The organism is Salinibacterium sp. SWN248, from assembly GCF_015864575.1.
Taxonomy (GTDB): Bacteria; Actinomycetota; Actinomycetes; order Actinomycetales; family Microbacteriaceae; genus Rhodoglobus.
On sequence record NZ_JADYWW010000002.1, the window covers coordinates 346378 to 368622 of the forward strand.

The 22245-nt window shown below is 61.5% G+C and carries 19 protein-coding genes; 6 read left to right on the forward strand and 13 right to left on the reverse strand.

What is annotated here, in order from left to right:
* Positions 1 to 223: 223 nt before the first annotated feature.
* Positions 224 to 811, forward strand: a complete 588-nt coding sequence (locus I6E73_RS11540; RefSeq protein ID WP_197125740.1) for an antibiotic biosynthesis monooxygenase — start codon at positions 224 to 226, stop codon at positions 809 to 811.
* Between the two features lie 9 nt (positions 812 to 820).
* Here the strand turns inward: I6E73_RS11540 and I6E73_RS11545 are convergent, their stop codons facing one another.
* Together I6E73_RS11545 and I6E73_RS11550 are read right to left on the reverse strand one after the other, a co-directional pair.
* Positions 821 to 1108 carry a transcriptional regulator gene (locus tag I6E73_RS11545; RefSeq protein WP_197125741.1) on the reverse strand — a complete coding sequence of 96 codons (288 nt, stop codon included), beginning with the start codon at positions 1106 to 1108 and terminating at the stop codon, positions 821 to 823.
* Positions 1109 to 1112: 4 nt separating this feature from the next.
* Positions 1113 to 1790, reverse strand: coding sequence for a hypothetical protein (locus tag I6E73_RS11550; protein ID WP_197125743.1), 678 nt, complete (start codon positions 1788 to 1790; stop codon positions 1113 to 1115).
* 144 nt (positions 1791 to 1934) lie between these two features.
* On the opposite strand from I6E73_RS11550, the gene hrpA reads away from it, so the two are divergent.
* The 4 genes from hrpA (at position 1935) to I6E73_RS11570 (ending at position 8756) form a co-directional block, all read left to right on the forward strand.
* Positions 1935 to 5855, forward strand: a complete 3921-nt coding sequence (gene hrpA / locus I6E73_RS11555; RefSeq protein WP_197125744.1) for an ATP-dependent RNA helicase HrpA — start codon at positions 1935 to 1937, stop codon at positions 5853 to 5855.
* A 97-nt stretch (positions 5856 to 5952) separates the two neighbouring features.
* Positions 5953 to 6807: a CoA ester lyase gene (locus I6E73_RS11560; RefSeq protein WP_197125746.1), complete on the forward strand. Its 855-nt coding sequence runs from the start codon at positions 5953 to 5955 to the stop codon at positions 6805 to 6807.
* 38 nt (positions 6808 to 6845) lie between these two features.
* A complete protein-coding gene (locus tag I6E73_RS11565; RefSeq protein WP_197125748.1) occupies positions 6846 to 8000 on the forward strand; it encodes a thiolase family protein in 1155 nt (384 codons plus the stop codon).
* Positions 8001 to 8756 (forward strand): 3-hydroxyacyl-CoA dehydrogenase, encoded by a 756-nt coding sequence (locus tag I6E73_RS11570; protein ID WP_197125750.1) that lies wholly within the window; start codon positions 8001 to 8003, stop codon positions 8754 to 8756.
* A 60-nt stretch (positions 8757 to 8816) separates the two neighbouring features.
* Here the strand turns inward: I6E73_RS11570 and I6E73_RS11575 are convergent, their stop codons facing one another.
* From I6E73_RS11575 to I6E73_RS11605, 7 genes are all read right to left on the reverse strand, one after another.
* Positions 8817 to 9569: an amino acid ABC transporter ATP-binding protein gene (locus tag I6E73_RS11575; RefSeq protein ID WP_197126313.1), complete on the reverse strand. Its 753-nt coding sequence runs from the start codon at positions 9567 to 9569 to the stop codon at positions 8817 to 8819.
* A gap of 26 nt (positions 9570 to 9595) precedes the next feature.
* Positions 9596 to 10603 carry an amino acid ABC transporter permease gene (locus I6E73_RS11580; RefSeq protein WP_197125752.1) on the reverse strand — a complete coding sequence of 336 codons (1008 nt, stop codon included), beginning with the start codon at positions 10601 to 10603 and terminating at the stop codon, positions 9596 to 9598.
* A 9-nt stretch (positions 10604 to 10612) separates the two neighbouring features.
* Positions 10613 to 11509 carry an ABC transporter substrate-binding protein gene (locus tag I6E73_RS11585; RefSeq protein ID WP_197125754.1) on the reverse strand — a complete coding sequence of 299 codons (897 nt, stop codon included), beginning with the start codon at positions 11507 to 11509 and terminating at the stop codon, positions 10613 to 10615.
* Between the two features lie 217 nt (positions 11510 to 11726).
* Positions 11727 to 12254 carry a hypothetical protein gene (locus I6E73_RS11590; RefSeq protein WP_307784301.1) on the reverse strand — a complete coding sequence of 176 codons (528 nt, stop codon included), beginning with the start codon at positions 12252 to 12254 and terminating at the stop codon, positions 11727 to 11729.
* A gap of 75 nt (positions 12255 to 12329) precedes the next feature.
* A complete protein-coding gene (locus I6E73_RS11595) occupies positions 12330 to 12746 on the reverse strand; it encodes a GNAT family N-acetyltransferase (RefSeq protein ID WP_231600905.1) in 417 nt (138 codons plus the stop codon).
* Positions 12747 to 12805: 59 nt separating this feature from the next.
* Complete coding sequence (locus I6E73_RS11600) at positions 12806 to 13804, reverse strand: ribonucleotide-diphosphate reductase subunit beta (protein WP_197107705.1); 999 nt, start codon at positions 13802 to 13804, stop codon at positions 12806 to 12808.
* A gap of 79 nt (positions 13805 to 13883) precedes the next feature.
* Positions 13884 to 16325, reverse strand: a complete 2442-nt coding sequence (locus tag I6E73_RS11605; RefSeq protein ID WP_197107707.1) for a ribonucleoside-diphosphate reductase subunit alpha — start codon at positions 16323 to 16325, stop codon at positions 13884 to 13886.
* A 226-nt stretch (positions 16326 to 16551) separates the two neighbouring features.
* Between I6E73_RS11605 and I6E73_RS11610 the strand changes: the two genes are divergently transcribed.
* On the forward strand, positions 16552 to 17760 hold the full coding sequence (locus tag I6E73_RS11610; protein ID WP_197107709.1) for an MFS transporter: 1209 nt from the start codon (positions 16552 to 16554) through the stop codon (positions 17758 to 17760).
* A gap of 64 nt (positions 17761 to 17824) precedes the next feature.
* Here I6E73_RS11610 and I6E73_RS11615 read toward each other — a convergent pair whose 3' ends face one another.
* The 4 genes from I6E73_RS11615 to I6E73_RS11630 are packed head-to-tail and all read right to left on the reverse strand — an operon-like array spanning position 17825 to position 22232.
* Positions 17825 to 18823 (reverse strand): aldo/keto reductase, encoded by a 999-nt coding sequence (locus I6E73_RS11615; protein WP_197125758.1) that lies wholly within the window; start codon positions 18821 to 18823, stop codon positions 17825 to 17827.
* A 50-nt stretch (positions 18824 to 18873) separates the two neighbouring features.
* Positions 18874 to 20712: a carbohydrate-binding domain-containing protein gene (locus I6E73_RS11620; protein ID WP_197125760.1), complete on the reverse strand. Its 1839-nt coding sequence runs from the start codon at positions 20710 to 20712 to the stop codon at positions 18874 to 18876.
* 21 nt (positions 20713 to 20733) lie between these two features.
* Positions 20734 to 21591: a VTC domain-containing protein gene (locus I6E73_RS11625; protein ID WP_197125762.1), complete on the reverse strand. Its 858-nt coding sequence runs from the start codon at positions 21589 to 21591 to the stop codon at positions 20734 to 20736.
* The gene (locus I6E73_RS11630; protein ID WP_197125764.1) at positions 21588 to 22232 is read right to left on the reverse strand and encodes a DUF4956 domain-containing protein; all 645 of its coding nucleotides are present in this window, start codon (positions 22230 to 22232) and stop codon (positions 21588 to 21590) included. The genes I6E73_RS11625 and I6E73_RS11630 overlap by 4 nt, the downstream gene beginning before the upstream one ends.
* Positions 22233 to 22245 lie beyond the last annotated feature (13 nt).

Consider the following 22245-nt stretch of genomic DNA (forward strand, 5'->3'; position numbering starts at 1 on the left):
GAGGGTGAGAGGGCACAGCATTTGTGGCGTCCACGGGGGTGCCCGCAAAGTTGCAGCAGAACCTCGACGCAAGAAATCGCCGCAGTGGCGATCGAAAGCTGTGACACAAGAAATTTACACATCAGGGCAGTGTCGGCTCGCGGCATCCAACTTAGACTTGAACCCAGCGAAGCCCACACCGGCCGTCACTGTTGCCGCTGGACAACAGATAAGGAGTGCGCTGATGTCGCCCGAAAACGCCCCAATCACGATCTCGATCGAACGCACCGTTGACCCCGCCCGCATCGCGCAAGCCACAGCCTGGATGCAAACCGGCATCAACCTCGCCACGACCTACCCCGGCTTTCTCGGCTCCGGCTGGGTACGCGCCGGCACCGACAGCACCACGTGGCACATGCTCTACCGATTCGCGGATGACGCAGCACTCTTGCACTGGGAACAATCCCCCGAACGTGCGTGGTGGCTCCAGAGCGGCAGCGGGTTTATGAGCCAGCACCGCAGCGAACGCCGCACCGGCATCGAAGGTTGGTTCGATGAACCAACCGAGGTCACTGTCGAGCATGCGGGTCTCGCTGCGGCGGCCCCTGCCGCACCACCGCGCTGGAAGCAGGCCGTGACTATTTGGCTGGGCTTCTTTCCTCTCAACCTCCTTTTCACGGTGCTCGTGACACTGCTGGTTCCTGGCTGGGACGAGCTGCCGATCGTGTTGCGGGTACTCCTCACTACCCTGTGCCTCACCCCGGTCATGACCTACGTGTTGCTGCCCGGCGTGACCCGGATGCTGCGACGCTGGCTGTCACCGACTAGCTAAGCGAGCGCCCTACCCCAGCAGTTTTTTGAGACTCGCGGTGTAGACCTCGAACGCTGAACGCCCCCGCGCCGTCAAGTTGAGATAGGTGACGGGGCTACGACCCTGGTGGGCTTTCGTGACTTCGACATAACCCGCATCTTCGAGTTTTCGCAGGTGCGTTGAGAGATTGCCCGGCGTCATTTCGAGCAGCTGCTGCAGCCGCGGGAATGCGAGGCGATCGCCCGCGGCGAGGGTGGCGAGAGCTGCAGTAATGCGCAAACGCGCGGAAGCATGGATGACGGGATCGAGTTCATCCATTGTCTTAGGCCATTCTGCGAAGGTGGAGCGCGAACACGATGGCGGCGATCAGCATGCTTCCGCCCCCGACGAGTGCCATCACCACATTGTTGGTCGGTGCGCCGAAGAAGGGAGAGATCGCCCCAGCCACCAGCAAGATGCTACCCAACACCAGTTGGCTTTTTTCTTGCCAGAGGGCGGCGCCCAAGAAATAGATCATTCCCGCCATGATTCCGAACACCGCGGGAAAATAGAGGGAAGCAAGCTCTGGGGATAACCCGTTCTGAATGAGCCCAGCGCCAACGGTGCTGAATCCAGTGCTTGCCACCAGCCATGAGAGTCCGTAAACGGTGCCCGCAAACGTGGAGTTGCCCTGCACTCCTGTGCTAATCCGGATGCCGAGAATCGTTGAAATCACGATGGCGCCGCCGATGAGCACAGCGAACGCGACGCGAGCGGGAACCAAGGGCACCGAGATCCATGAGCTGCCGCTCTGCGCCGCTGCCCACAGCAATCCGAAACCGATGAGCCACGCGATTCCCCACACGCCCAGCATCCACGGAATAGGCGAAAGCTGTTGGCGCACCATCACACTTTGTTGGTCGTCGACCAGCTTGAGCATCTGCTCCGGTGAGAGCGCCGACTCATCGTGGTCGACACCAGCCACGTCTACAGAAATCGGAGCGCCGTCATTGTTCGCCATAGTGAACTCCTTTGTGTTGCGACCAAGAAGCCCCGGTTCGGTGTCTCGTTTCGCTATCTACTTTGTAACACAAAGTACTTTGTCAACGCAATAAGTCTGCACCGATTCCTGCTGCCCAAGGCACACCGCGTAAGCTGAAGGGCTATGTCTGCCTCCGAAGTTCACTCCGCCAGCACCGCGACTGTCGCGAGCGCTGACATCGTGGTGACCTTCCCGCCCGAGCTGCCTGTCAGCCAGCGCAAGGACGACATCGCGAAGGCCATTCGCGAGAACCAAGTCGTGATCATCGCGGGAGCGACCGGTAGCGGAAAAACCACCCAGCTGCCCAAGATCTTGCTGGAACTGGGCAAGACATCCATTGGGCACACGCAGCCGCGACGAATTGCCGCGCGCACCGTTGCGGAGCGCATCGCCGAAGAATTGGGCAGCGAACTCGGCGACCTCGTGGGTTACCAAGTGCGGTTCACCGATCGTGTGGGAAAAAACACGCGCGTGAAGCTCATGACCGACGGCATCTTGCTGAATGAGATTCACCGCGACCGCGACCTCAAGAAGTACGACGCGATCATCATCGACGAGGCCCACGAACGCAGCCTCACCGTCGACTTCTTGCTCGGCTATCTCAAGCAGCTGAGGGCCCGCCGCCCCGATCTCAGCATCATCATCACGAGTGCCACGATCGACCCCGAGAGCTTCTCGAAACACTTCGACGGCGCCCCCATCATTGAGGTCTCTGGCCGCACTTTCCCCGTCGAGATTCGGTACCGTCCTCTCGTCGCCGAAGAAAGCACTGGCGACGATCTCGAAGCGGAGGATGCCGAAGAAGCTGCCGCGAACCGCACCGACCGCGACTACCTCGAAGGCATCAATGACGCCCTCGACGAGCTCTCTCGCGAGAGCGACGGCGACGTGCTCGTCTTCCTCTCCGGCGAGACCGAGATTCGGGATGCCGAAGAATCCATCCGCGGACGCATCAGCGCCGGCAAGCTCTCCGAGGGCACCGAAGTGCTCCCCCTCTATGGGCGGCTGAGCTCCGCCGAGCAGCACCGCGTGTTCGAGTCGCGCCGCACGCCCGGCACTCGACGCCGCATTGTGCTCGCCACGAACGTTGCCGAAACCAGCCTGACGGTGCCCGGCATCCGCTACGTCATCGATGCGGGAACCGCGCGCATCAGCCGGTACAGCACGCGCGCCAAAATTCAGCGTCTGCCGATCGAAGCGATCAGCCAGGCCAGCGCCAACCAGCGCTCGGGCCGTTCTGGACGAACGAGTGACGGAATTGCGATCCGCCTCTACTCCGAAGAAGACTTCAACTCCCGCCCCGAGTTCATGGAACCCGAGATTCTGCGCACCAACCTCGCGGCAGTCATCCTGCAGATGATCTCGCTTCGGCTCGGAAATATCGCCGAGTTCCCGTTCTTGCAGCCGCCAGATTCTCGCGGCATCAAAGACGGCCTTGAGCTGCTGACCGAGCTCGGTGCTGTCGAAAATGCGATGGTCGGCCAGACAAAAGCCGGGCACAAGGCCGCCGGTCCGAAAGATGCCGCCCCGCGCATCACCCGCATCGGCAAGCAACTCACCCAGCTGCCCATCGACCCTCGCCTCGCGCGCATGGTGCTCGAATCGAAGCAGCACAGCACCACGCGCGAGGTTATGGCGATCGTTGCCGGTCTCAGCATCCAAGATCCCCGAGAACGCCCACTGGACAAGCGCCCGCAAGCCGACCAGCAGCACGCGCGCTTCATTGACCCCACAAGTGACTTCCTCACCATGCTCAACCTCTGGAACTACCTCGAAGAGAAACAGAAAGAACTCTCGGGCAACCAGTTTCGACGTATGTGCAAAAACGAATATCTCAACTATTTGCGCGTGCGCGAATGGCACGATGTCTACCGCCAGTTGAGCCGCATGGCCAAGCCGCTCGGTCTTGTGATCGGTGATGCACACTCGAACCCCGATGGCATCCATCGCTCGCTGCTGGCTGGCTTGCTTAGCCACATTGGGCTCAAGGATGTCGCGAAACGCGACTACATCGGCGCCCGTCAGACTCGGTTTGTCATCTTCCCCGGCTCGGCTCTGGCCAAGAAGCAGCCGAACGCTATCATGAGCGCTGAGCTCGTAGAAACGAGCAGGCTTTTCGCACGGATGAATGCGTCAATCGATCCGGTGTGGGCTGAGAAGCTTGCCGGCGATCTCGTGAAGCGCAGCTATTCGGAACCGCACTGGGAGAAGAAGCAGGGCGCGGCCGTCGCGTTCGAGCGCGTGACGCTCTATGGCGTCACCCTGGCCGCTCGCCGTCGCATCCAGTTCTCGCGCGTAGATTTGCCCGCCGCCCGCGAACTCTTCATTCGCCATGCCCTTGTTGAGGGCGAAGACGACCTGACGAAACGCGACAAGCGCGTGTGGGGCTTCGACGCCTCGAACCGAGCGCTCCGCCGCGACCTTGAGCAACTCGAAGAGCGCAGCCGTCGCCGCGATATCTTGCACGACGACGAAACCATTTTCGAGTTCTACGACAAACGCGTTCCACCGACCGTCGCCTCGGTGCGCGACTTCGAGGGCTGGTGGAAGAAAGCTCGTCACGACTCCCCCGACCTGCTCACCCTCTCCACCGACGATCTCCTTGAGAACGCGGATGACGCCGAAGTCGACGAGACTGCCTTCCCAACCACATGGGTGCGCGGCGATCAAACGCTGAGCCTGAGCTACCGCTTCGAGCCCGGCACGGACGATGACGGTGTTACCGTCGCTGTGCCGCTGCCCTTACTCGCCGGACTTCGCCCCGAAGGCTTCGACTGGCAAGTGCCCGGCCTGCGCGACGAACTCGTGACCGCGCTCATCAAGGCCCTGCCGAAGCCTATTCGCCGCAACGTCGTCCCCGCCGCTGACTGGGCTCGCCGCTTGCTCGAAAACGCTCCAGACGACCCCGCCGCCGCCGCCCTCGACGAGGGCCCAGGCGTGACCGAATATCTGGCCAAAGAAATCACGCGACTGACCTATGTGAAGGTCGCGGCATCCGACTTCGAACTCGACCGCGTGCCCGCCCATTTGAAGGTCACCTTCGCGGTGATCAACGAGCGTGGCAAAAAAGTCGGTGCCAACAAGTCGCTGCGCAGCCTGCAAGCGAGCCTCAAGCCGGCCGCCCGGGAGAGTGTTGCCCGGGCCGTGGAAGGCGCCGCTCAGCGGTCTCCGGAGCGCCCGGCAGACACCCTCGAACGCTCCGGAATCACAACCTGGGACTTCGGAGAGCTCGATCGATCGCGCGACACCCAGCACGGCGGCAACACCATCCGCGCTTACCCTGCACTCGTAGACGACGGCGACTCGGTCTCCCTCCGCCTCATGTCGACGCCCTACGATCAGGCCATCGCGCACCAGGGCGGTGTGCGTCGCCTGCTGCTGTTGGCGATTCCCTCGCCCCTCGGCTACATCAACGAACATCTCACCGGCACCGAAAAGCTGGTGCTCGCCCAGAGCCCCTACCGCTCCACGAATGCTCTCTTCGACGATTGTTTGCGCGCGTGCGTTGACTCCGTGATGGGCGATCGCGATGTCTTCTCGCAGAGCGAATTCGAGGCGCTGCGGAACGAAATTTCGGCAGGGCTGGTCGACTCGCTGTTTGCGACCGTCTCGCTCGTGGCATCCATTGTGTCGGGGGTTCGACTGGCCGATAAGGCGATCCGTGCCGCGACAAGTATGCATCTGATTGCACCGCTCGGGGATGCGCGCGAACAGCTCGATGCGCTCGTCTTCCCCGGCTTTGTTTCGGCGACAGGGCTCACTCAATTGCGACGCCTCCCGGTCTACCTCAAGGGCATCGAGCATCGGGTGGCGAAACTCACCGAGAACCCCGGCCGCGACCGCGGGTGGATGTCCGAAGTCGAATTAGCGACCCGTCGCTACAAGGACGCGGGCGGCACTCTGCCGCTAGAAAAGCATCCCGAACCGCAGATCGTGCGTGCCCGGTGGATGCTCGAAGAACTGCGGTTGAGCCTCTTTGCGCAACACTTGGGAACCGCCGAATCGGTGAGCCTGCAGCGCATTGCCAAAGTGCTCGCTTCCTAAACCCTTTTATTCAGCGGCCCATCACCCCCACAAGTTACTCTGGAGGCTGCGAGAAGCACGATAACCGGCCTCTCTTCTGAAAGAAAGCAGTTCACGCGTGTCCGAAAGCACCACCGATCACCCGACCACCCACGATGTTTCCGCCGAGATCGCGCGTTCGTGGCTTCTGGTGGCAGCCACTCGCCCCGAAGACTTCGACGCCGCTGAGCGTTCACGCGCCGACCAGATCATCCTCGACGTGGAGGATGCCGTAGACCCTCGCCTCAAGTCCATCGCTCGCGATTCCGTTGTCGAATGGTTGAGCAACGGTGGCAGTGGCTGGGTTCGCATCAACGACCGCACTTCTGATTTCTGGTCAGACGATGTGGATGCCCTCGCCGGACTTCCCGGACTACGCGGGGTCATGCTGGCTAAGGCCGAAGCAGCGGCTCATGTCTCTGAAACCTTCGACCGCCTCAAGGGAATCACGCCCGTGATCGCCCTCGTCGAGTCGGCCCTCGGCATCGAAGAAGCTGTCTCGATCGCCCGCGCCCGCGGCGCCTACCGTCTTGCCTTTGGCAGTGGCGACTACCGTCGCGACACCGGTGCCAGCGCCGACGACCTCGCCATGGCCTACCCTCGCTCGCGCCTAGTTATCGCCAGCCGCGTCGGCAACCTGCCCGGCCCCATCGACGGCCCGACCGTCGGCACGAGCCACCCCGTTCTTCGCGAACAGGGCAGCATGGCCGTCTCCCTCGGTATGACAGGCAAGCTGTGTCTCGACATCGAGCAGCTGCCGATCATCAACGAAGTCATCAGCCCTACTCGTTCGGATGTCGCGTGGGCTCGCGAATTCTTGGAAGACTTCGAGGCTCGCGGCCGCGTCATCCGCGACGGCAGCGACCTGCCCCGCCTTGGCCGCGCACAGAAGATCGACAAGCTCGCTCGCGCGTTCGGTGTCGAACCGGCCTAACCGTAGTACTTAAGCGCACTCGCCGTTAGTCTTGAACCATGACAACGGCAGTCATTGTTGACGCAATTCGTACGCCTTCGGGCCGGGGAAAACCGGGCGGAGCGCTCTCTGGCGAGCATCCGGTGGATCTTCTCGCTGTTGTGTTGCGCAGCCTCGTCGACCGCCATGATCTCGACCCCACCACCATCGATGATGTGATGGCGGGGTGTGTCACCCAATCCGGTATGCAGGCGGTCAACATCGCCCGCAACGCAGTGCTCGCAGCGGGGCTTCCCGAGACGGTACCGGGCACCACAATCGATCGTCAGTGTGGCTCGAGCCAGCAGGCCGCTCACTTTGCTGCGCAGTCGATTATGGCTGGCGTGAATGACGTCGTCATCGCGTGCGGAATCGAACTGATGAGTTCCCACCCCATCGGCCAAGCTACTCTCGGCTACGGCACCACGAGTTCGTTGCTCAACGACCGCTACCCCGCAGGCCTCGTGAATCAGGGCATCTCCGCCGAACTCATTGCGGCACGCTGGGGGCTCGACCGCGACGACCTCGATGTTTTCGCCGCGCTCTCCCACGCGCGTGCTTCCGCCGCCGATTTCAGCAACGAAATTCTGCCCATTGGCGAGTTCAACCACGATGAAACGATTCGACCCGGCACTACGGCAGAAGGTCTCTCCGGCCTCGGTCCGGCCTTCTACGATGCCGAGATTGCCGCCCGTTTTCCCGAGATTCAGTGGCGGGTCACCGCGGGCAACTCTTCACCGCTCACCGACGGCGCTTCGGCGGTGCTCATCATGAGCGAAGAGCGCGCTGCCGCTTTGGGGCTCCGGCCACTCGCACGGTTCCACTCCTTTGCGGTTGTCGGCTCCGACCCGATTGAAATGCTGACCGGGATCATCCCCGCAACCCACCGCGTGTTGGAGCGCAGCGGCATCCGTCTCGATCAGCTCGACAGCATCGAAGTCAACGAAGCGTTCGCCTCGGTCGCGCTCGCCTGGCTGCAAGAGTTCCCCGTCGACCCCACGATTGTGAACCCGCGTGGCGGTGCCATTGCCCTCGGTCACGCGCTCGGTTCCTCGGGTACGCGCCTGCTCACCACCCTCGTCAACCAGCTCGACAGCACCGGCGGTCGCTATGGCCTCCAGGTCATGTGCGAAGGCGGCGGCATGGCCAACGCAACCCTCATCGAAAGGCTCTAATTGAAGATTCAGGATGCCGCAGCACTCATCACCGGTGGCGCAAGCGGACTCGGTCTTGCTACCGCCCGCGCTCTCGCCGCGCAGGGGGCGAAGGTCACCATCGCCGACCTGCCCAGCTCCCGTGGAATCGAGATCGCCGCCGAATATGGCTTCCAGTTCGCGCCCACCGACGTTCGCTCAGAGGTGGATGTTCAGGCTGCCGTCGCACTCGCCTCCTCAACCGGACCACTGCGCATCGTCGTGAACTGCGCCGGCGTTGCGACCCCGGGCAAGACGCTCGGTCGCAAGGGAGTGCTGCCGCTCGAAACCTTTGAAACCGTGATCGGCATCAACCTCACGGGAACATTCAATGTCATCCGCCTGGCGGCGGCCGCGATGGTCGAAACCGAACCCATCGACGGCGAGCGTGGCGTGATCGTGAACACGGCATCCGTCGCCGCCTTTGATGGGCAGATTGGTCAGCCCGCCTACGCCGCATCCAAGGCGGGCGTTGCCGGAATGACCCTGCCGCTCGCCCGCGAGTTCGCGGCGAGCTTGCTGCGCGTCATGACGATCGCTCCGGGCATCTTCGAGACGCCGATGATGGCAGGCCTGCCGCAGGAGGCGCAGGATTCTCTCGGCGCTCAAGTGCCGCATCCGTCACGACTCGGACGGCCCGACGAATATGCCGCGCTCGTGCAGCACATCGTGGAGAACCCCATGCTCAATGGCGAGGTCATTCGCCTTGACGGCGCAATCCGGATGCAGCCGCGTTAGCAGCAGCATCCGGATCGACCGACGCCCGCAAGCGAGCCAAAGGAACCGAGCGAGCCGCGCTCAGAGCACCTTCGAGAGGAAGGCCCTCGTTCGTTCGTGCTGCGGGTTGCCGAGTACCTCATCGGGATCGCCCGACTCGACGACAACACCGCCATCCATGAACACGAGCTGGTCGGCGACTTCGCGCGCGAACCCCATCTCGTGCGTGACCACAATCATGGTCATGCCGGATTCGGCGAGACCCTTCATGACGTCGAGCACTTCACCCACGAGTTCCGGGTCGAGCGCCGAGGTGGGCTCATCGAAGAGCATGAGCTTGGGCTCCATGGCGAGAGCGCGCGCAATGGCCACTCGCTGCTGCTGACCACCGGAAAGGTGAGCGGGATAGGCGTCCTCTTTCTCGGCCAGTCCAACCTGAGCCAGCAGTTCGCGGCCCTTCGCCATCGCGGCGTCTTTCTTCACCCTGTTGACGCGGATGGGCGCCTCAATAATGTTCTCCAGCGCTGTCATGTGCGGGAAGAGATTGAAGCGCTGAAACACCATGCCGATATCGCGGCGCTGGCGGGCGGCTTCGCGTGGCTTCAGCTCGTAGAGTTTGTCGCCGCGTTCTTCATATCCGACGAGAACTCCGTCGACGCTGAGCCGGCCAGCATCCACATTTTCTAGATGATTGATGCAGCGCAGGAACGTCGATTTGCCGGAACCACTCGGGCCAACAAGGCACATCACTTCGCCCTGCGGCACCGACAACGAAATGCTCTTCAAGACTTCGTTAGAACCGAAACTCTTCGAGACGCGGTCGGCATGCACCATCGGTGCGCCGCTTGTCGTTGCGTTCGTCATCGGTGCTCCTTTCCTGACGGATCCGTACTGGAATCGGATGCCTCACCCGGAGCCACAATCGCACCCGTCTTCAGCGTGATCGCTCCGGTCTCGGTGCCCGCCTTTTCGGGGCGCGCTTGACCAACACCGCGCGAGAAGCGCTTCTCGAGGAAGTACTGGCCCACCATCAGAATCGAGGTGAACAGCAGGTACCAAGCAGAAGCAACGAGCAGCAGCGGGATCGGGTCGAAGATCACCACGGAGATGTCGCGCGAGCGTCCGTAGAGTTCCAGACTGAACGGAATGGCAGTGACCAGGGAGGTGGTCTTCAGCATCGAAATGACTTCGTTGCCGGTCGGCGGGATGATGATGCGCATTGCCTGCGGGATGACGACGCGCGTCATTGTTTGCAGCCACGACATTCCGAGGGCAGTTGCTGCTTCGTCTTGTCCCTTATCGACCGAAAGGATTCCGGCACGCACAATCTCGGCCATGTAGGCGGACTCGTTGAGCGCGAGACCAATCACGGCAAGCCAAAACACGCTGATGAGGTCGTTGGTTTCCAGGGAGAGCCACGGCTCCGTGAAGGGGATGCCCACGTCGATCGTTGAGTAGATCGTGGCGAAAAGACCCCAGAACACGAGCTGCACGTAGACAGGAGTTCCACGGAAAACCCAGAGGTACAACCACGCAATGCCCTTGACGACAGGGTTGTCAGAAAGCCGCATCACTGCGAGAGTCACACCAAGGATGATCGCGATGATCATCGAGTAGACCGTCAACAGAATGGTGTAACCGGCGGCCTGAGAGATGCGCTTATCGAAGATGTATTTGCCGAAGTTCTCCCAGCCATAGGCCTCGCGCTGCGACGCATCGACGACGAAGAGAATGAGCATCGCGACAAGGATGACCGCGACAACATTTCGCCACGGGTGGCGAAGGCGAATCGCTTTGATTGCCTCCGCTTGGTCAGCGCCGTTCGGCGACACGCTTAACGGTGTCGCCGAACGGCCAGAGTCTGACACAGCCAATACCTAGCTGGTGGTCGCCGCGTTGATGGAGATCGACGAGACAGCACCGCTGAAGACGCCCCAGTCTTCGAGGATCGTCTTGTAGGTTCCGTCATCGATCATCGACTGAAGTGCAGCCTGAAGGGCCGCGGAGAGCTCTGAATCCTTCTGCACGGCGATGCCGTACGGCGCGGTGTCGAACGAGTCGCCCGCGAGTTCGATCTTGTCGTCAACCTGGCTCACCGCGTACTGCGTGATGGGCGAGTCAGCGCTCATCGCGTCCGCACGGCCCAGAGCGAGAGCGTTAGTCGCTTCGTCTTGAGTGTCGAACTTGAGGATGTCGATGGGCTCGTTGCCAGCATCCGTGCACTCCTGCGACTTGGCGGGAAGCTCATCAGTCTCTTCGTACGTTGCGGTCTGCACTGCAACGGTCAGGCCACAGGCGTTGGCGGGGTCAACGTCGACGCCGATGAGCTGGGCCCACTGGATTCCAGCCTCGTAGTAGTTGACGAAGTCGACGACCTTCTCGCGCTCTTCGTTGTCGGTGAAGGAGGAAAGCCCGATGTCGTAGCTGCCGCCGGTGACGCTGGGGATGATCTTGTCGAAGCTGGAGGGCTGGTACTGGGTGTCGAGACCGAGCTTGGCAGCCATGGCGTCGCCGAGGTCAACTTCCCATCCGATGGGGTTACCCGCGTCATCCTTGTACTCGTTGGGGGCGTAGGTCGGGTCGATACCGATTACGAGAACGCCGGCCTCTTTGATGTCGTCGGGCAAGAGGGCAACAGCTGCTTCGTCAATGCCGACCTCAACAGTGCTGCCGCCGGTGGTACCGGTGTCGGTGTCGGTGCTGTTATCAACACATCCCGACAGTGCGAGAACGGTGACGACGGCCAATGCTGGCAGCGCGTAGGTGATTTTCATGGTGCAACCTTTTTCTTTATCCCGATGAAAGCTGGTGCCGGCGATAAGGCGTCGCCCCTGACGGGTGCGCCGCTGAATCATCGACGCTGGAAGCCTACCCCCGGGTGCGCGCAATATTACGCTCACTTGCGCCGTGTAGTTGCGGCGCCAAGAGAGCAGTGACGAATATTCAGCGGATACACGGCTCAGCGGCAACCCCGGAGCACGAATGCGGGGCTTAGTACTCGCCCTGCGCCGCAGCTTCGAGCTCGGCCAAGTTGATGGTGCGCAGCTCACGCAGTCGCGTATCGCGGTCTTTCAGATACTGCGGATCAGCGGTCGGAATATACGAATCGCGCAGCTTCGCGATGATCGCCGTGCCAATCTCGCTCCACGCTAGTTCGCGCGCCTCATCGATGATGGCCGAAATGAGTTCGCCATTCATGGATGCTTGGCGCAGCCCCTCAGCGAGCCCCGCCTGCACGGCGCGGTTGCGATCAGTGTGCGAACCACGAAGCAGGGGTTCCGTCTGCTCGGCGAGGTGGTCGAATTCGACGTGCACCAAGCCAGCTAACGCACCGTCGTCGTAGTCGAGGTGGTCACGGGCGGCATCCACAATAATGCGGTTTTTGACGGCCATGCGCACGGCATTACGCGCGATCAGCACGCCCTCTTCGACGACCCGTTCGATGGGTGCCTCTTCGACAGGCTCGGGCGCCTTAAACTTGCCCAAGTTAAGGCGCGGGCGCCGCCGAAAAATACTCACAGTGCAATTGTTCCGGGTTAGGTCGATGAGGGGTATCCCCCATCCGGTGCAGCTTAGACGGCGAAGCTGAACGGACTATAAAGACTTCTCATAACAGACGCTGAAAGGGATCGCTGCGTAGCCGCCGAACACATCGATGCGTTCATAACCAAGGCTCTCGTAGAGCGCCATTGCGGGCGTCTGCAAGTTGCCCGTCTGCAGAATCAGTGAGCGTGCATTCGCTTCGCGAGCAACTGCTTCTAGCTCGAGCATCAGCAGACGCGCTGCGCCTTTGCCACGGTGACGAGAGTCGACGAAGACCTTTTTCACTTCAAGCGATTGATCAAAGGGACGAAGGGCCGCATGCCCAATCACTGTGTCTCCGTCGAGCACCAACAGCGTGTGGCTGATGTCATCGGGCGAGACCGTCAACGCAGCTCTCACTGCGGTGCGTCCGGCATCGTCAAGATCAGCCTGACGGCCGGCATAGATCGCGCCCGTCTCTTCATCCATCGCCGCTCGCTGCTCGACCGCTCGCGGGTCTAACCAACCGACCCGCGCAACGGTCAGGCTCACTCGACTTTAGCTTTGGTGGTTGCCGACGCGTTGGCCTCGTACGAGGTATTGGTCGACTCAAAGAAGTTCACGAGCTCAAGAGTGTCATTGGCTGTCGCCATCCACTTGGCCGGGTTCGAGACCTTGTAGTGCGCCTCGAATCCGAGCTCTTCCAAACGACGGTCAGCCAGGTACTTGACGTACTGGTTGATGTAGTTGGCGTTGAGTCCGAGGATGCCGCCGGGGAGCAGGTCGTGGTTGTAGGCCTCTTCCATCTCCACAGCGTCCAAGATCATCTGGCGAATTTCGTCAGCGAACTCTTCGGTCTGAATCTCGGGGTTCTCTTCGAGCACCGTGAGAATCAGGTTGATACCAAACTTGAGGTGCAGGCTCTCGTCGCGAACAACCCAGTCCATGAGCGAACCGAAGTTGCGCAGCAGGTTGCGCTGGCGGAACGACAAAGCAACCATGAAGCCCGAGTAGAACCAGATGCCTTCGAGTACCACGTTGTAGGCAACGAGGTTACGGATGAAGTCCTGCTTGCCCTCGATGGTGTTGATGTCGAGAGTTTGCTCCGTCATGCGACGGATGTACTTCATCTCAAACTCTTCCTTGCGCGCCATCGACGGCACATCAACGTGAGAGTTGTAGGCCGCTTCACGGTCGATGGGGAAGGTTTCGAGAACGTACTCGAAGCTCATGCAGTGGTTAGCTTCTTCCCACATCTGCTTCGCGAGGTACAGCGAGCATTCTGCGGCAGAAACGTAGGGGTACACGCCGAAAGCGAGTGCCTTATTGACGAGCAGCTCATTCGGGTTGAAGTAGCTCATGAGGAACGTCACTGCGTGACGCTCTTCATCAGTCATCTTCTTGAAGTCGGCGATGTCTTCGCCCAGCTGGATCTCGTTAGGGAACCACGTGTTGGCGACGGCCTGGTCGTACAGGTCCATTGCCCACTGGTACTTGATCGGCTTCAGCAGGAGGCCGTCTTGGAGGCCCGTTCCTAGAATTCCCATTACTGGCAGCTATCGCACTGCAGGTCGTCCATGGGATCGACGGGAACGAAGTAGTCGTCTGTGGTGTTTTCGCGGTTCATTATGCTTCTGCCTTCTTTGCGAACCCGCCGAAGCCTCGGCGTGCGGGGGTTGATGATGCTGCTGTTGCTCCGGTCTCAGACGCGGCAGCCTTAGTCGACGAGATCTCCTCGGACTTGTTGACCTTGACGGTCGACTGCTCTGCCTGGTGGCGGGGCTTCATGTGGAGGTAATAGGTGGTCTTGACGCCGCGCGACCAGGCGTCGAAGTAGATGTCCATCATGTCTCCGAGGTCACGCGTCTCGAGGTACATGTTGCGGCTGATCGCCTGGTCAATCCACTTCTGGGCACGAGCGGCAACCTCAAGGAACGCATACGGCGAGAGCTGGAAGCTCGTCTTGAATACGGCCTTGATGTCGTCGGGGATGCCGGCAACGTTCTGGATGTCACCCTGGCTGCGCAGGATGGCTTCGCGGTTCTTTTCCCACAGTCCGTGCTCCTGAAGAGTCGCAACAAGGTTGCGGTTCACTTCGAGGAACTTGCCGTTCGAGGTTGAGCGGCTGAAGATCTGCGAGAACTGCGGGTCGAGGCCGGGCGTGGTGCCCGCAACGAGACCAATGGATGCGGTGGGTGCGATCGCCATGAGCGTTGCGTTACGCATTCCGCCCTTGACCTTCTCGCGCATGGCATCCCAGTCGAGGCGTGTCTTGCGGTTGACCTTGATCTCCATGCCACGGTCTTCTTCCGTGAGCGCGATGGAGTCGAGCGGCACGAGGCCCTCCGACCAGCGGCTGCCTTCGAAGTTCGTGTACGAGCCACGCTCCTTAGCGAGCTCGGTGCTGGCGTCGATCGCAGCGTAAGAAACGTGCTCCATGATTTCGTCGATGAGGTCGTAGGCCTCTTCGCTCTCGTAGCTGTAGCCGAGCTTCTCGATGATGTCGGTGAAGCCCATCACGCCGAGACCAACCGCACGGTTCTGCTCGTTGGAGAAGTCTGCTTCTTTCACGCTGGAGCGAGTGATGTCGATGAGGTTGTCGAGCTGGCGCACAGCCAATCGAGCGCTCTCGGCGATCTTCACGAAGTCCACTCCGCCTTCCGGCAGGAGGTGACGCGACAGGTTGATCGATGCGAGGTTGCAGACGGAGACGTTGTCTTCGTCTTGCGGAAGCGTGATCTCGGTGCACAGGTTGGAGAGGTGGATCGTGCCCGTGTTGTTGTTGAGCGCACGGTTGTTGATCGTGTCTTTGAAGGTCAGCCACGGGTGGCTGGAGGTTTGCAAAGAAATAAGGATCGACTTGAACTGCTCGCGAGCACCGATCTTCTTGAACATGTGCATTTCGCCGGCATCCGCCATCGCAACATATTCGTTGTAGCGCGTGGAGAATGCCTGGCCGTACAGCTCGTTGAGGTCAGTGACTTCGAGCGGGTCGAAGAGATACCAGGAGTCGTCGTTCTGAACGCGCTTCATGAACTCGTCGCTGATCCACACGGCCGTGTTGGCGGTGCGGGTGCGACGGTAGGGGTCACCAGAGTTGCTGCGGAGTTCGAGGAACTCTGGGAAGTCCATGTGCCAGTTCTCCATGTAGAAGCAGAGGGCGCCGAACTTCTTGCCACCGCGGCTGACCGCACGCAGGATCGAGTCGATCGTGTGCATGAACGGGATGGGACCGGTTGAGGTGGTGTTGTTGGAGCGGATGGGCGAACCCTGAGCGCGAAGCTTGGTGACCGAGAGGCCAATTCCGCCGGTGCCCTTGGTGAGCCACATGACATCGCGCGTCGTCTTGGCGATGTGCTCCATGTCGTCTTGCATTTCCATGACGAAGCAGTTGGCGAGCTGCGGGTAGATCGTTCCCGCGTTCACGAGAGTGGAGCCGGCAGCCAAGTATTCGAGGCTCGACATCTTTTCGTAGAACTTGAGGGCAGCCTCATTCGGGTTCGCTTCGTTGAGCGAGAGGCCCATCGCGATGCGCATCCAGAAGTACTGCGGAACCTCAAGAGCGTCGCCGTTGCGACCCTTGATGCCGTAGCGGTTGTTGAGGGTAACAACACCGATGTACTTGAGCAGCTCGTCGTGAGCGGGCTCAAGGTGCTCGGCAAGAGCATCCAAGTCGAACATGGTCGTGAGGCGCGGGTCGAGCAATCCCTCTTCGACGCCACGTATGACGTTGGGGCCGAAGTGCTCTTTGTGCAGGCGCTTGAGGTCAGCTGCGTCGGTGTAGTCACCGAGAACGCGCTTGTAGATGGTCTTGAGGAGAAGACGGGCTGCAACGGTGTCGAAGGCCGGGTCGTCTTTAACGTTTTGGAGCGCTACTTGGATAACAGCTTCGTCGAGCTGCTGCGTCGTGATGCCGTCAAACAGCGTCAGTTCGAGCTCGGAAGCGATCTGGGTTACCCACGTGATGTTGTCGTCGAGACCAGTGGCGGCATCTTCAATTGCGAGGTTGATCTTGTTGGCGTCATACGGCTCTCGCTGACCGTTGCGCTTGACGACTGTAATTGCCACGAAAACTCCCTAAAATCCCCATAAAACCTCGAAAACCGCGACCCCCGGCCAAGCGGTCTCACCACTATATATCGTGGGTGCCACCTGTCGCCAACCCTAGATGTAGTGGGCGTGTCCTCCACAGGTGTGGATAACTTCGCGGAGTTTTCCACAGCCTAGGGATAACCACTGACACCCGAAAACCCGCTGAAATCCGGGCCATTTGGCCAGCTAAGCTGGAGTCCTTGTGAACGCATACATCGACCTGTTGAAAACTCCGGGCATCGCCAGAATCATTGCCGCCCAGCTCACCGCGCGACTGCCCGGCGGCATGCTCTCGTTGGCGATCCTTCTTCACGTCGAGCAGATCCACAATTCCTACGGTGCTGCCGGCCTCGTACTCGCCGCAACGAGCATCGGGCAAGGTGTCGCCGGGCCCCTCACGAGCCGCTGGATGGGCATTTGGGGCATGCGCAAAGTGCTCATCCTCACCCTCATCATTTCAGCGACCGCAATCTTCACCATCGCACTCGCTCCGCTGAGCGTCGGCATGTTCATGGTCGTCGGGCTCATCGCGGGACTCAGCAACCCGCCCGTGCAGCCTGCGGTGCGCACGATCTACCCCAAAATGGTGAACTCGAAACAGCTCACCCCACTGTTCTCTCTTGATGCCTCCGCCCAAGAAATCATCTGGGTTGCCGGCCCTGTAGTTGCTACTTTCCTCGCGATCCAGATATCGACCACCACGGCCATTGTGGTTGCTGGCGCGTTTCTCATCGGGGGCGGAGCCTGGTTCATTGCCAGCCCCGAAGTCGGCCAGGTGCGCATCCCGCGCAGCAAACGTTCATTCGGCACCGTACTTCGCCGCCGCCCCGTCCTGCTGGCAACGATCACCGGGTTCCTGCTCGTCGGCGCGGCGTCAGCAGTCGAAGCATCCGTCGTTTCAGTGTTCGGTCATGACGGCCCTCAAGCAGGCTTCGTGCTCGGCATCTGGGCGATTGGTTCACTCCTTGGCGGCCTGTTCTTGGGCCATTTGCCCATCGGACCATGGGCACTCGCCCGTCGCATGTTCATCGTTTTCGTCGGCATGGCCTTGGCGATGATCTACCTCGACTTCTGGTGGCTCGCCGCCATGCTGCTCATCGCTGGTGTCGGCATCGCGCCGGCATTCGCTGTCATTTTCGCCATCGTTTCCGCCAGCGTAAAGTTCAGCGATACCGCCGAAGCCTACGGCTGGGTCGGCACTGGTCAGCTCATTGGCGCAGCGCTCGGCTCAGCAATCGCCGGATTCCTGATCGACCTTCACGGGCCCATCGGCGGGTTCTGGGCGGCAACCGTCATCGCCGCACTGGGAGCACTCGTCCCCGCACTACTCCGCGGTTGGCACCCCGACCTGCGCGGCAAAGACGCGAGCCCCATCCCCGACACCGAACCGATCAGCACCCTGCGCCAATAGGTACCGCGTCAGGCGGTCACGCTAAGCGTTCGCGCTTGAGGCACGAAGCACGTTCCTGCTCGTGCTACCAGCGCGGATGCACGGCCGCACGGAAGTGGCGGTCGTAAATGTCGCGCACCCCGGCCATGAAGCCCTCGCTCAGCTCCGGCACTTCGCCAGCACCCGCATTGGACTGAGCCTGAGCAACGTTGCGGGCACCAGGAATCACCGAACTGACGCCGGGCTGCTGAGCCACCCACGCCAGAGCAACCTGCGGGGTCGAGAAGTCAGCAACAGCGGGCTCGGCAGCGAGCAGCGCCGCAAACTCCCCCGCTGCAGCAACGCCGGTCTCGAAATCGACGCCCGAGAAGGTCTCGCCCACATCAAACGCTTCGCCGTTGCGGTTGTAGGTGCGGTGGTCGTTCTCCGCGAAGGTCGTGTCGACGCGGTACTTGCCACTGAGCAGACCGGAGGCCAGCGGAACGCGGGCGATGATTCCAACACCGGCGTCGAGAGCGGCCGGAAGTACGGCATCCAGCGGCTTGAGGCGGAAGGCGTTGAGGATAATTTGCACGCTCGCAACGTTGGGTCGGGCAATCGCGGCGAGCGCCTCATCCGCGGTCTCAACGCTCACGCCATAGGCCGCAATCGCACCGTCGGCAACGAGGGTGTCGAGGTCGTCAAAGACAGCACCCATGCTGAAGACCGCGGTGGGAGGGCAGTGCAGTTGCACGAGATCGAGGGTGTCGACGCCGAGGTTGCGGCGCGATCGGTCGGTCCATTCGCGGAACTTTGCGAGGGTGAAGTTGCTGGGGTCTTGTGCTTCGCGGCGCCCCATCTTGGTCGCGACGGTAATGTCGAGGCCGGGGCGGTCGGCGAGGTAGCTACCAATGAACTTTTCGCTGCGACCATCACCATAGACATCGGCGGTGTCGAAGAAGGTGACTCCGCCATCCGCTGCGGTGTCGAGCACGCTGCGAGCATCCGCCTCGCTCACGTCGCCCCAGTCGGCACCAAGCTGCCAGGTGCCAAGACCGATTGCGGAAACAGAGCGGCCGGTGCGGCCGAGAGCGCGAATATCCATGGGATAACGCTACGCCCTCTAGCGGTCAGCTAGTACGCCATCAGCGGTGCTTAGCGCTCGGGGCGGTCGCTAGCACCGGTTCCTGATCTGGCACCTGCGCGCTCTCCCGAAACACTACCGACGGGGTCTTCGCCGCCGATCGCCGTCGAGACGAGGCTGGCGGCTGAGTAGTCGCCCGCGTGCGCAAAGCCGCCAAGAATGGTGTCGCCCACGGCGCCGCCCGTATAGGCGTCGTAGCTTGCACCGGCCACGATCACGTCAGAGCTAAAGACAATCGACTGGGTTGTTTTCAGGGTGGTGAAGGCCGCCACCGCATTGCCGGCGCTATCGACGAGAGTCACCACGGTGTCCGCGGGGAGGTCGGTATCGAACGTGAACGAGACAGTGGCCTGTTCGGATTCGGCGTCCGGCGCTTCTGCCATTGCCGAGCTGCCTGCTGCAAGAAGTGTTCCGCCCGAAATGGTGAAGGTGCTGTCGGTATCGAGCGCGCCATTGCGGCTGTCGGTGGTGCCGGTGACAACGATCGTTCCGCCCTCAATGCTGGCCGCACCGTTCACGTCAATACCGTCGCTGCCAGAATCGATCAGGATCTCCCCACCGGTGATCAGCAAAGTGTTGGTGCTTTCGGCGGCGTCCTCTGTTCCCGTCGCTGACCCACCAGCTTCGTCGCCGTCAGGACCGTCTGATGACGACACATTGATGCCATCGTCGCTCGCTGTGACATCGATGAAGCCACCAGAAATCGTGACGGCCTGACCTTCGATTCCCTCGGCACTCTGCGTAATGAGCAGGGTTCCGTCGCTGATGTAAGCGGTGCCCTCGGCGTGGAAACCGTCATCACCGGTTGCGAGCGTGATATTGCCCGAGGCGAGGTGAATGGCGCCATCGGAGTGCACCGCGTCATCGGAAGAATCGATGGTAACGCCAGCGCCCTCAAGCACGGTGAAGTCGCCTGACTTCAGCCCCTTCGACGACACATCAGCATCGGCGAGAACAGCGGCCCCGCCACCGGCCACCACTGCGAGTGAGCCGCCCGTGACGACCAGATCGGTTTCTGCCTGCACGCCGTCGCCCGTGGCATCCACGACCACAATGCCTGCCGTGATCGCAATGAAACCGCGAGTTTCTTCGTCTTCGTTGTCAGCTTTGAGTCCGTCGCCGCCCGCAGTGACCGTGACTTCGCCGCCCTGAATCACGAGGTAATCCTTGCCACGGATGCCGTCATCAACGGCGTCGACAGCGATGCTTCCGGAGTCGATCGTGAGCCCATCGGAGCTCGCAATCGCATCGTTCGCGTTGCCGGTGACGGTCAGCGAGCCATCACCCCAGATGAGGAGGTCGGTGCTGCTATCGAGCGCCGCCCCCGCCTCGGAATCCTCGGCATAAGCGCTCGTGTCACTGAGCGAATTGGCGCTGCCGCCCGCCAGAGCAATCTGCGCCTCGTCCGCTGCCGCGAAATGGATCGCGGCCGTGGTCGAGCTGGAGATATCAGCACCATCGAGAACCAGACGCACAATGCCATCGTCCGCGGTATCGACAATGACCTGGCCATCATCGAGAGTGCCACCGAGCACATAGGTGCCCGCCGTGGTAATCGTGATCGTGCTGCCCTCAATAACCGCACCGGCACCACTGGCGATCGCCGTCGACCCCTGCAGAGCGATCGACACCGCCTGCGCCACGGTGTAGTCAAAGTCGGTGGATGCCGTGGGCTCGGTGTCGTTCGCCGCCATGATCTGCTCGGCATTCTGCGTCGCGTCAAGACCCAGAGCCCCCACCGCGGCCGTCTCAGCTGCGGCGTCGCTGAGGGCCGCAGTGGAGCATCCGGCCAGCACCACTGTGAGCACAATCGTGGACAGGCTGGCGGCGACGAGATTCGACTTTCTCACGGCGTCCTTAGGGTGGGGTTGTTAGGCAGCGAGAATCGAGGCCTGGTCTTGTGCTTCAAGCGCGGGAGTGAAGTGGCGGCGCAATACGCGCGCCCACCGGTTGTTGGGGAGTTCTGGCCGCAACGCAGCGAGCCCCGTCGCAAACTTGGAAATGCGGTCGGGGCGGTGCCCCATTCGCCACAGGATGCGGTCAACCTCGCTGGCCTGACCTGACGACTTCGTCTCCACAATCACCGTGTCTGCGAACGACAGTTCAGTAGTGCCGAACTCGGCATCGTCGAACTCGGAGCTGTCGGGCCCGTCGGCGGCGTGCTCGTCGGCGGCAGTGCGCTGCCAGACGAGAGAGCTATCGATCGTGCAGCGGCTGCCACTGGAAGGCAAGAACAGGGTGGTGCGGGTGTAGCGGGTGGTGAGCACCGGCTCCATTGTCTCCGTATCGATTCCTTCGACCGAAGCGTCGTGTAGCAGTTCGTCGATGTAACCACGACCGGCCTCCGTGAGGTGATCGCGCTCGTCGAAGCTATACGGCAAACGCTGCTTGGCGGTGGTTCCCCGCGAGCCCTTGGTCTTGACCTCGAGGTAGCAGTCGCCGGTGTCCATGTAGCTGCGAGTGCGAGCCTTGAAGCGGCGACGACGCGGGTGGGCCGCCAGCAAGTAGCTGGCGGCACCCGGAGTATCGAAGTAGACCGATTCATAGTCAAAGTGCTGCTGACTGTTGATCTCCAGCACCCTGGCTTGGTCTTCAAGCTCACCGAGCAATGCGACCAGATCGGATGCCGGCACCAGATACTTGCGGTCAACGCGCGTCAGGAGAGAGGCCCGTTCGGCCAACTCCTCAAGCGAGATCGTGGCGAAGCGTTCGGTGTCGGGGGTAGTCATCGGCGTGCTCCTTCCAGGAGCTCTGACGCGGTGGTCGGGGCGGTGGCACTCGAGGTGTGGGCGCCGCCGGTGATCCGGTAGCGCACATCCACCACGGTGGTGTCGTTGACAAGGTCAAGCTTGGCGATCGTGAGGGAGTGCACCTGAGCGCCAAGAAGGTTTTCGAGGCGCAGACGCAGGATGGACTCGTCGGCGATTGCGGCATCCAGAGTCACCGTCTGCTGACGGTAAGCGCGGAACAGTCGCGGGCTATCTCCGAAGGTCATCACCAGCAGAATCATCGCCATGAGAGCGGGAGCCACAAAGCTAGCGAGGGCCGTGGTGGTAGTGGTGCTCGAAAGGTCAGCCGCGCCGAGCCCGGCAATGAGACCGAGAGCGAGAGCGGCGAAGTAGTAAGCCACCTCGTGTTGTGCGATCTCAGAAGAGCGCAGACGGATGATGGAAAGCACGCCGAATAGGCCAAGACCGAGACCAACGCCCACCGCGCTATCGGCGAGCATGACCGTGACAGCCATGACACCCACGTTCACGATGAGGTACGCCACAAGCAGGTCGCGGCGGCGGTGGCGAGCAAAGTACAGAGCGAAGGTGAGAAGGCCGATGGCGACAAGGTCAAGGGCGATCATGGTGAGTTGGCTCATTGCGGGCCTCCAG

Coding starts and splice junctions, on each gene's coding strand:
- I6E73_RS11540 (WP_197125740.1), top strand. CDS start 224: ATGTCGCCCGAAAACGCCCCAATCACGATCTCGATCGAACGCACCGTT.
- I6E73_RS11545 (WP_197125741.1), bottom strand. CDS start 1,108: ATGGATGAACTCGATCCCGTCATCCATGCTTCCGCGCGTTTGCGCATT.
- I6E73_RS11550 (WP_197125743.1), bottom strand. CDS start 1,790: ATGGCGAACAATGACGGCGCTCCGATTTCTGTAGACGTGGCTGGTGTC.
- hrpA (WP_197125744.1), top strand. CDS start 1,935: ATGTCTGCCTCCGAAGTTCACTCCGCCAGCACCGCGACTGTCGCGAGC.
- I6E73_RS11565 (WP_197125748.1), top strand. CDS start 6,846: ATGACAACGGCAGTCATTGTTGACGCAATTCGTACGCCTTCGGGCCGG.
- I6E73_RS11575 (WP_197126313.1), bottom strand. CDS start 9,569: ATGGTGCATGCCGACCGCGTCTCGAAGAGTTTCGGTTCTAACGAAGTC.
- I6E73_RS11585 (WP_197125754.1), bottom strand. CDS start 11,509: ATGAAAATCACCTACGCGCTGCCAGCATTGGCCGTCGTCACCGTTCTC.
- I6E73_RS11595 (WP_231600905.1), bottom strand. CDS start 12,746: ATGGATGAAGAGACGGGCGCGATCTATGCCGGCCGTCAGGCTGATCTT.
- I6E73_RS11600 (WP_197107705.1), bottom strand. CDS start 13,804: ATGGGAATTCTAGGAACGGGCCTCCAAGACGGCCTCCTGCTGAAGCCG.
- I6E73_RS11615 (WP_197125758.1), bottom strand. CDS start 18,823: ATGGATATTCGCGCTCTCGGCCGCACCGGCCGCTCTGTTTCCGCAATC.
- I6E73_RS11625 (WP_197125762.1), bottom strand. CDS start 21,591: ATGACTACCCCCGACACCGAACGCTTCGCCACGATCTCGCTTGAGGAG.
- I6E73_RS11630 (WP_197125764.1), bottom strand. CDS start 22,232: ATGAGCCAACTCACCATGATCGCCCTTGACCTTGTCGCCATCGGCCTT.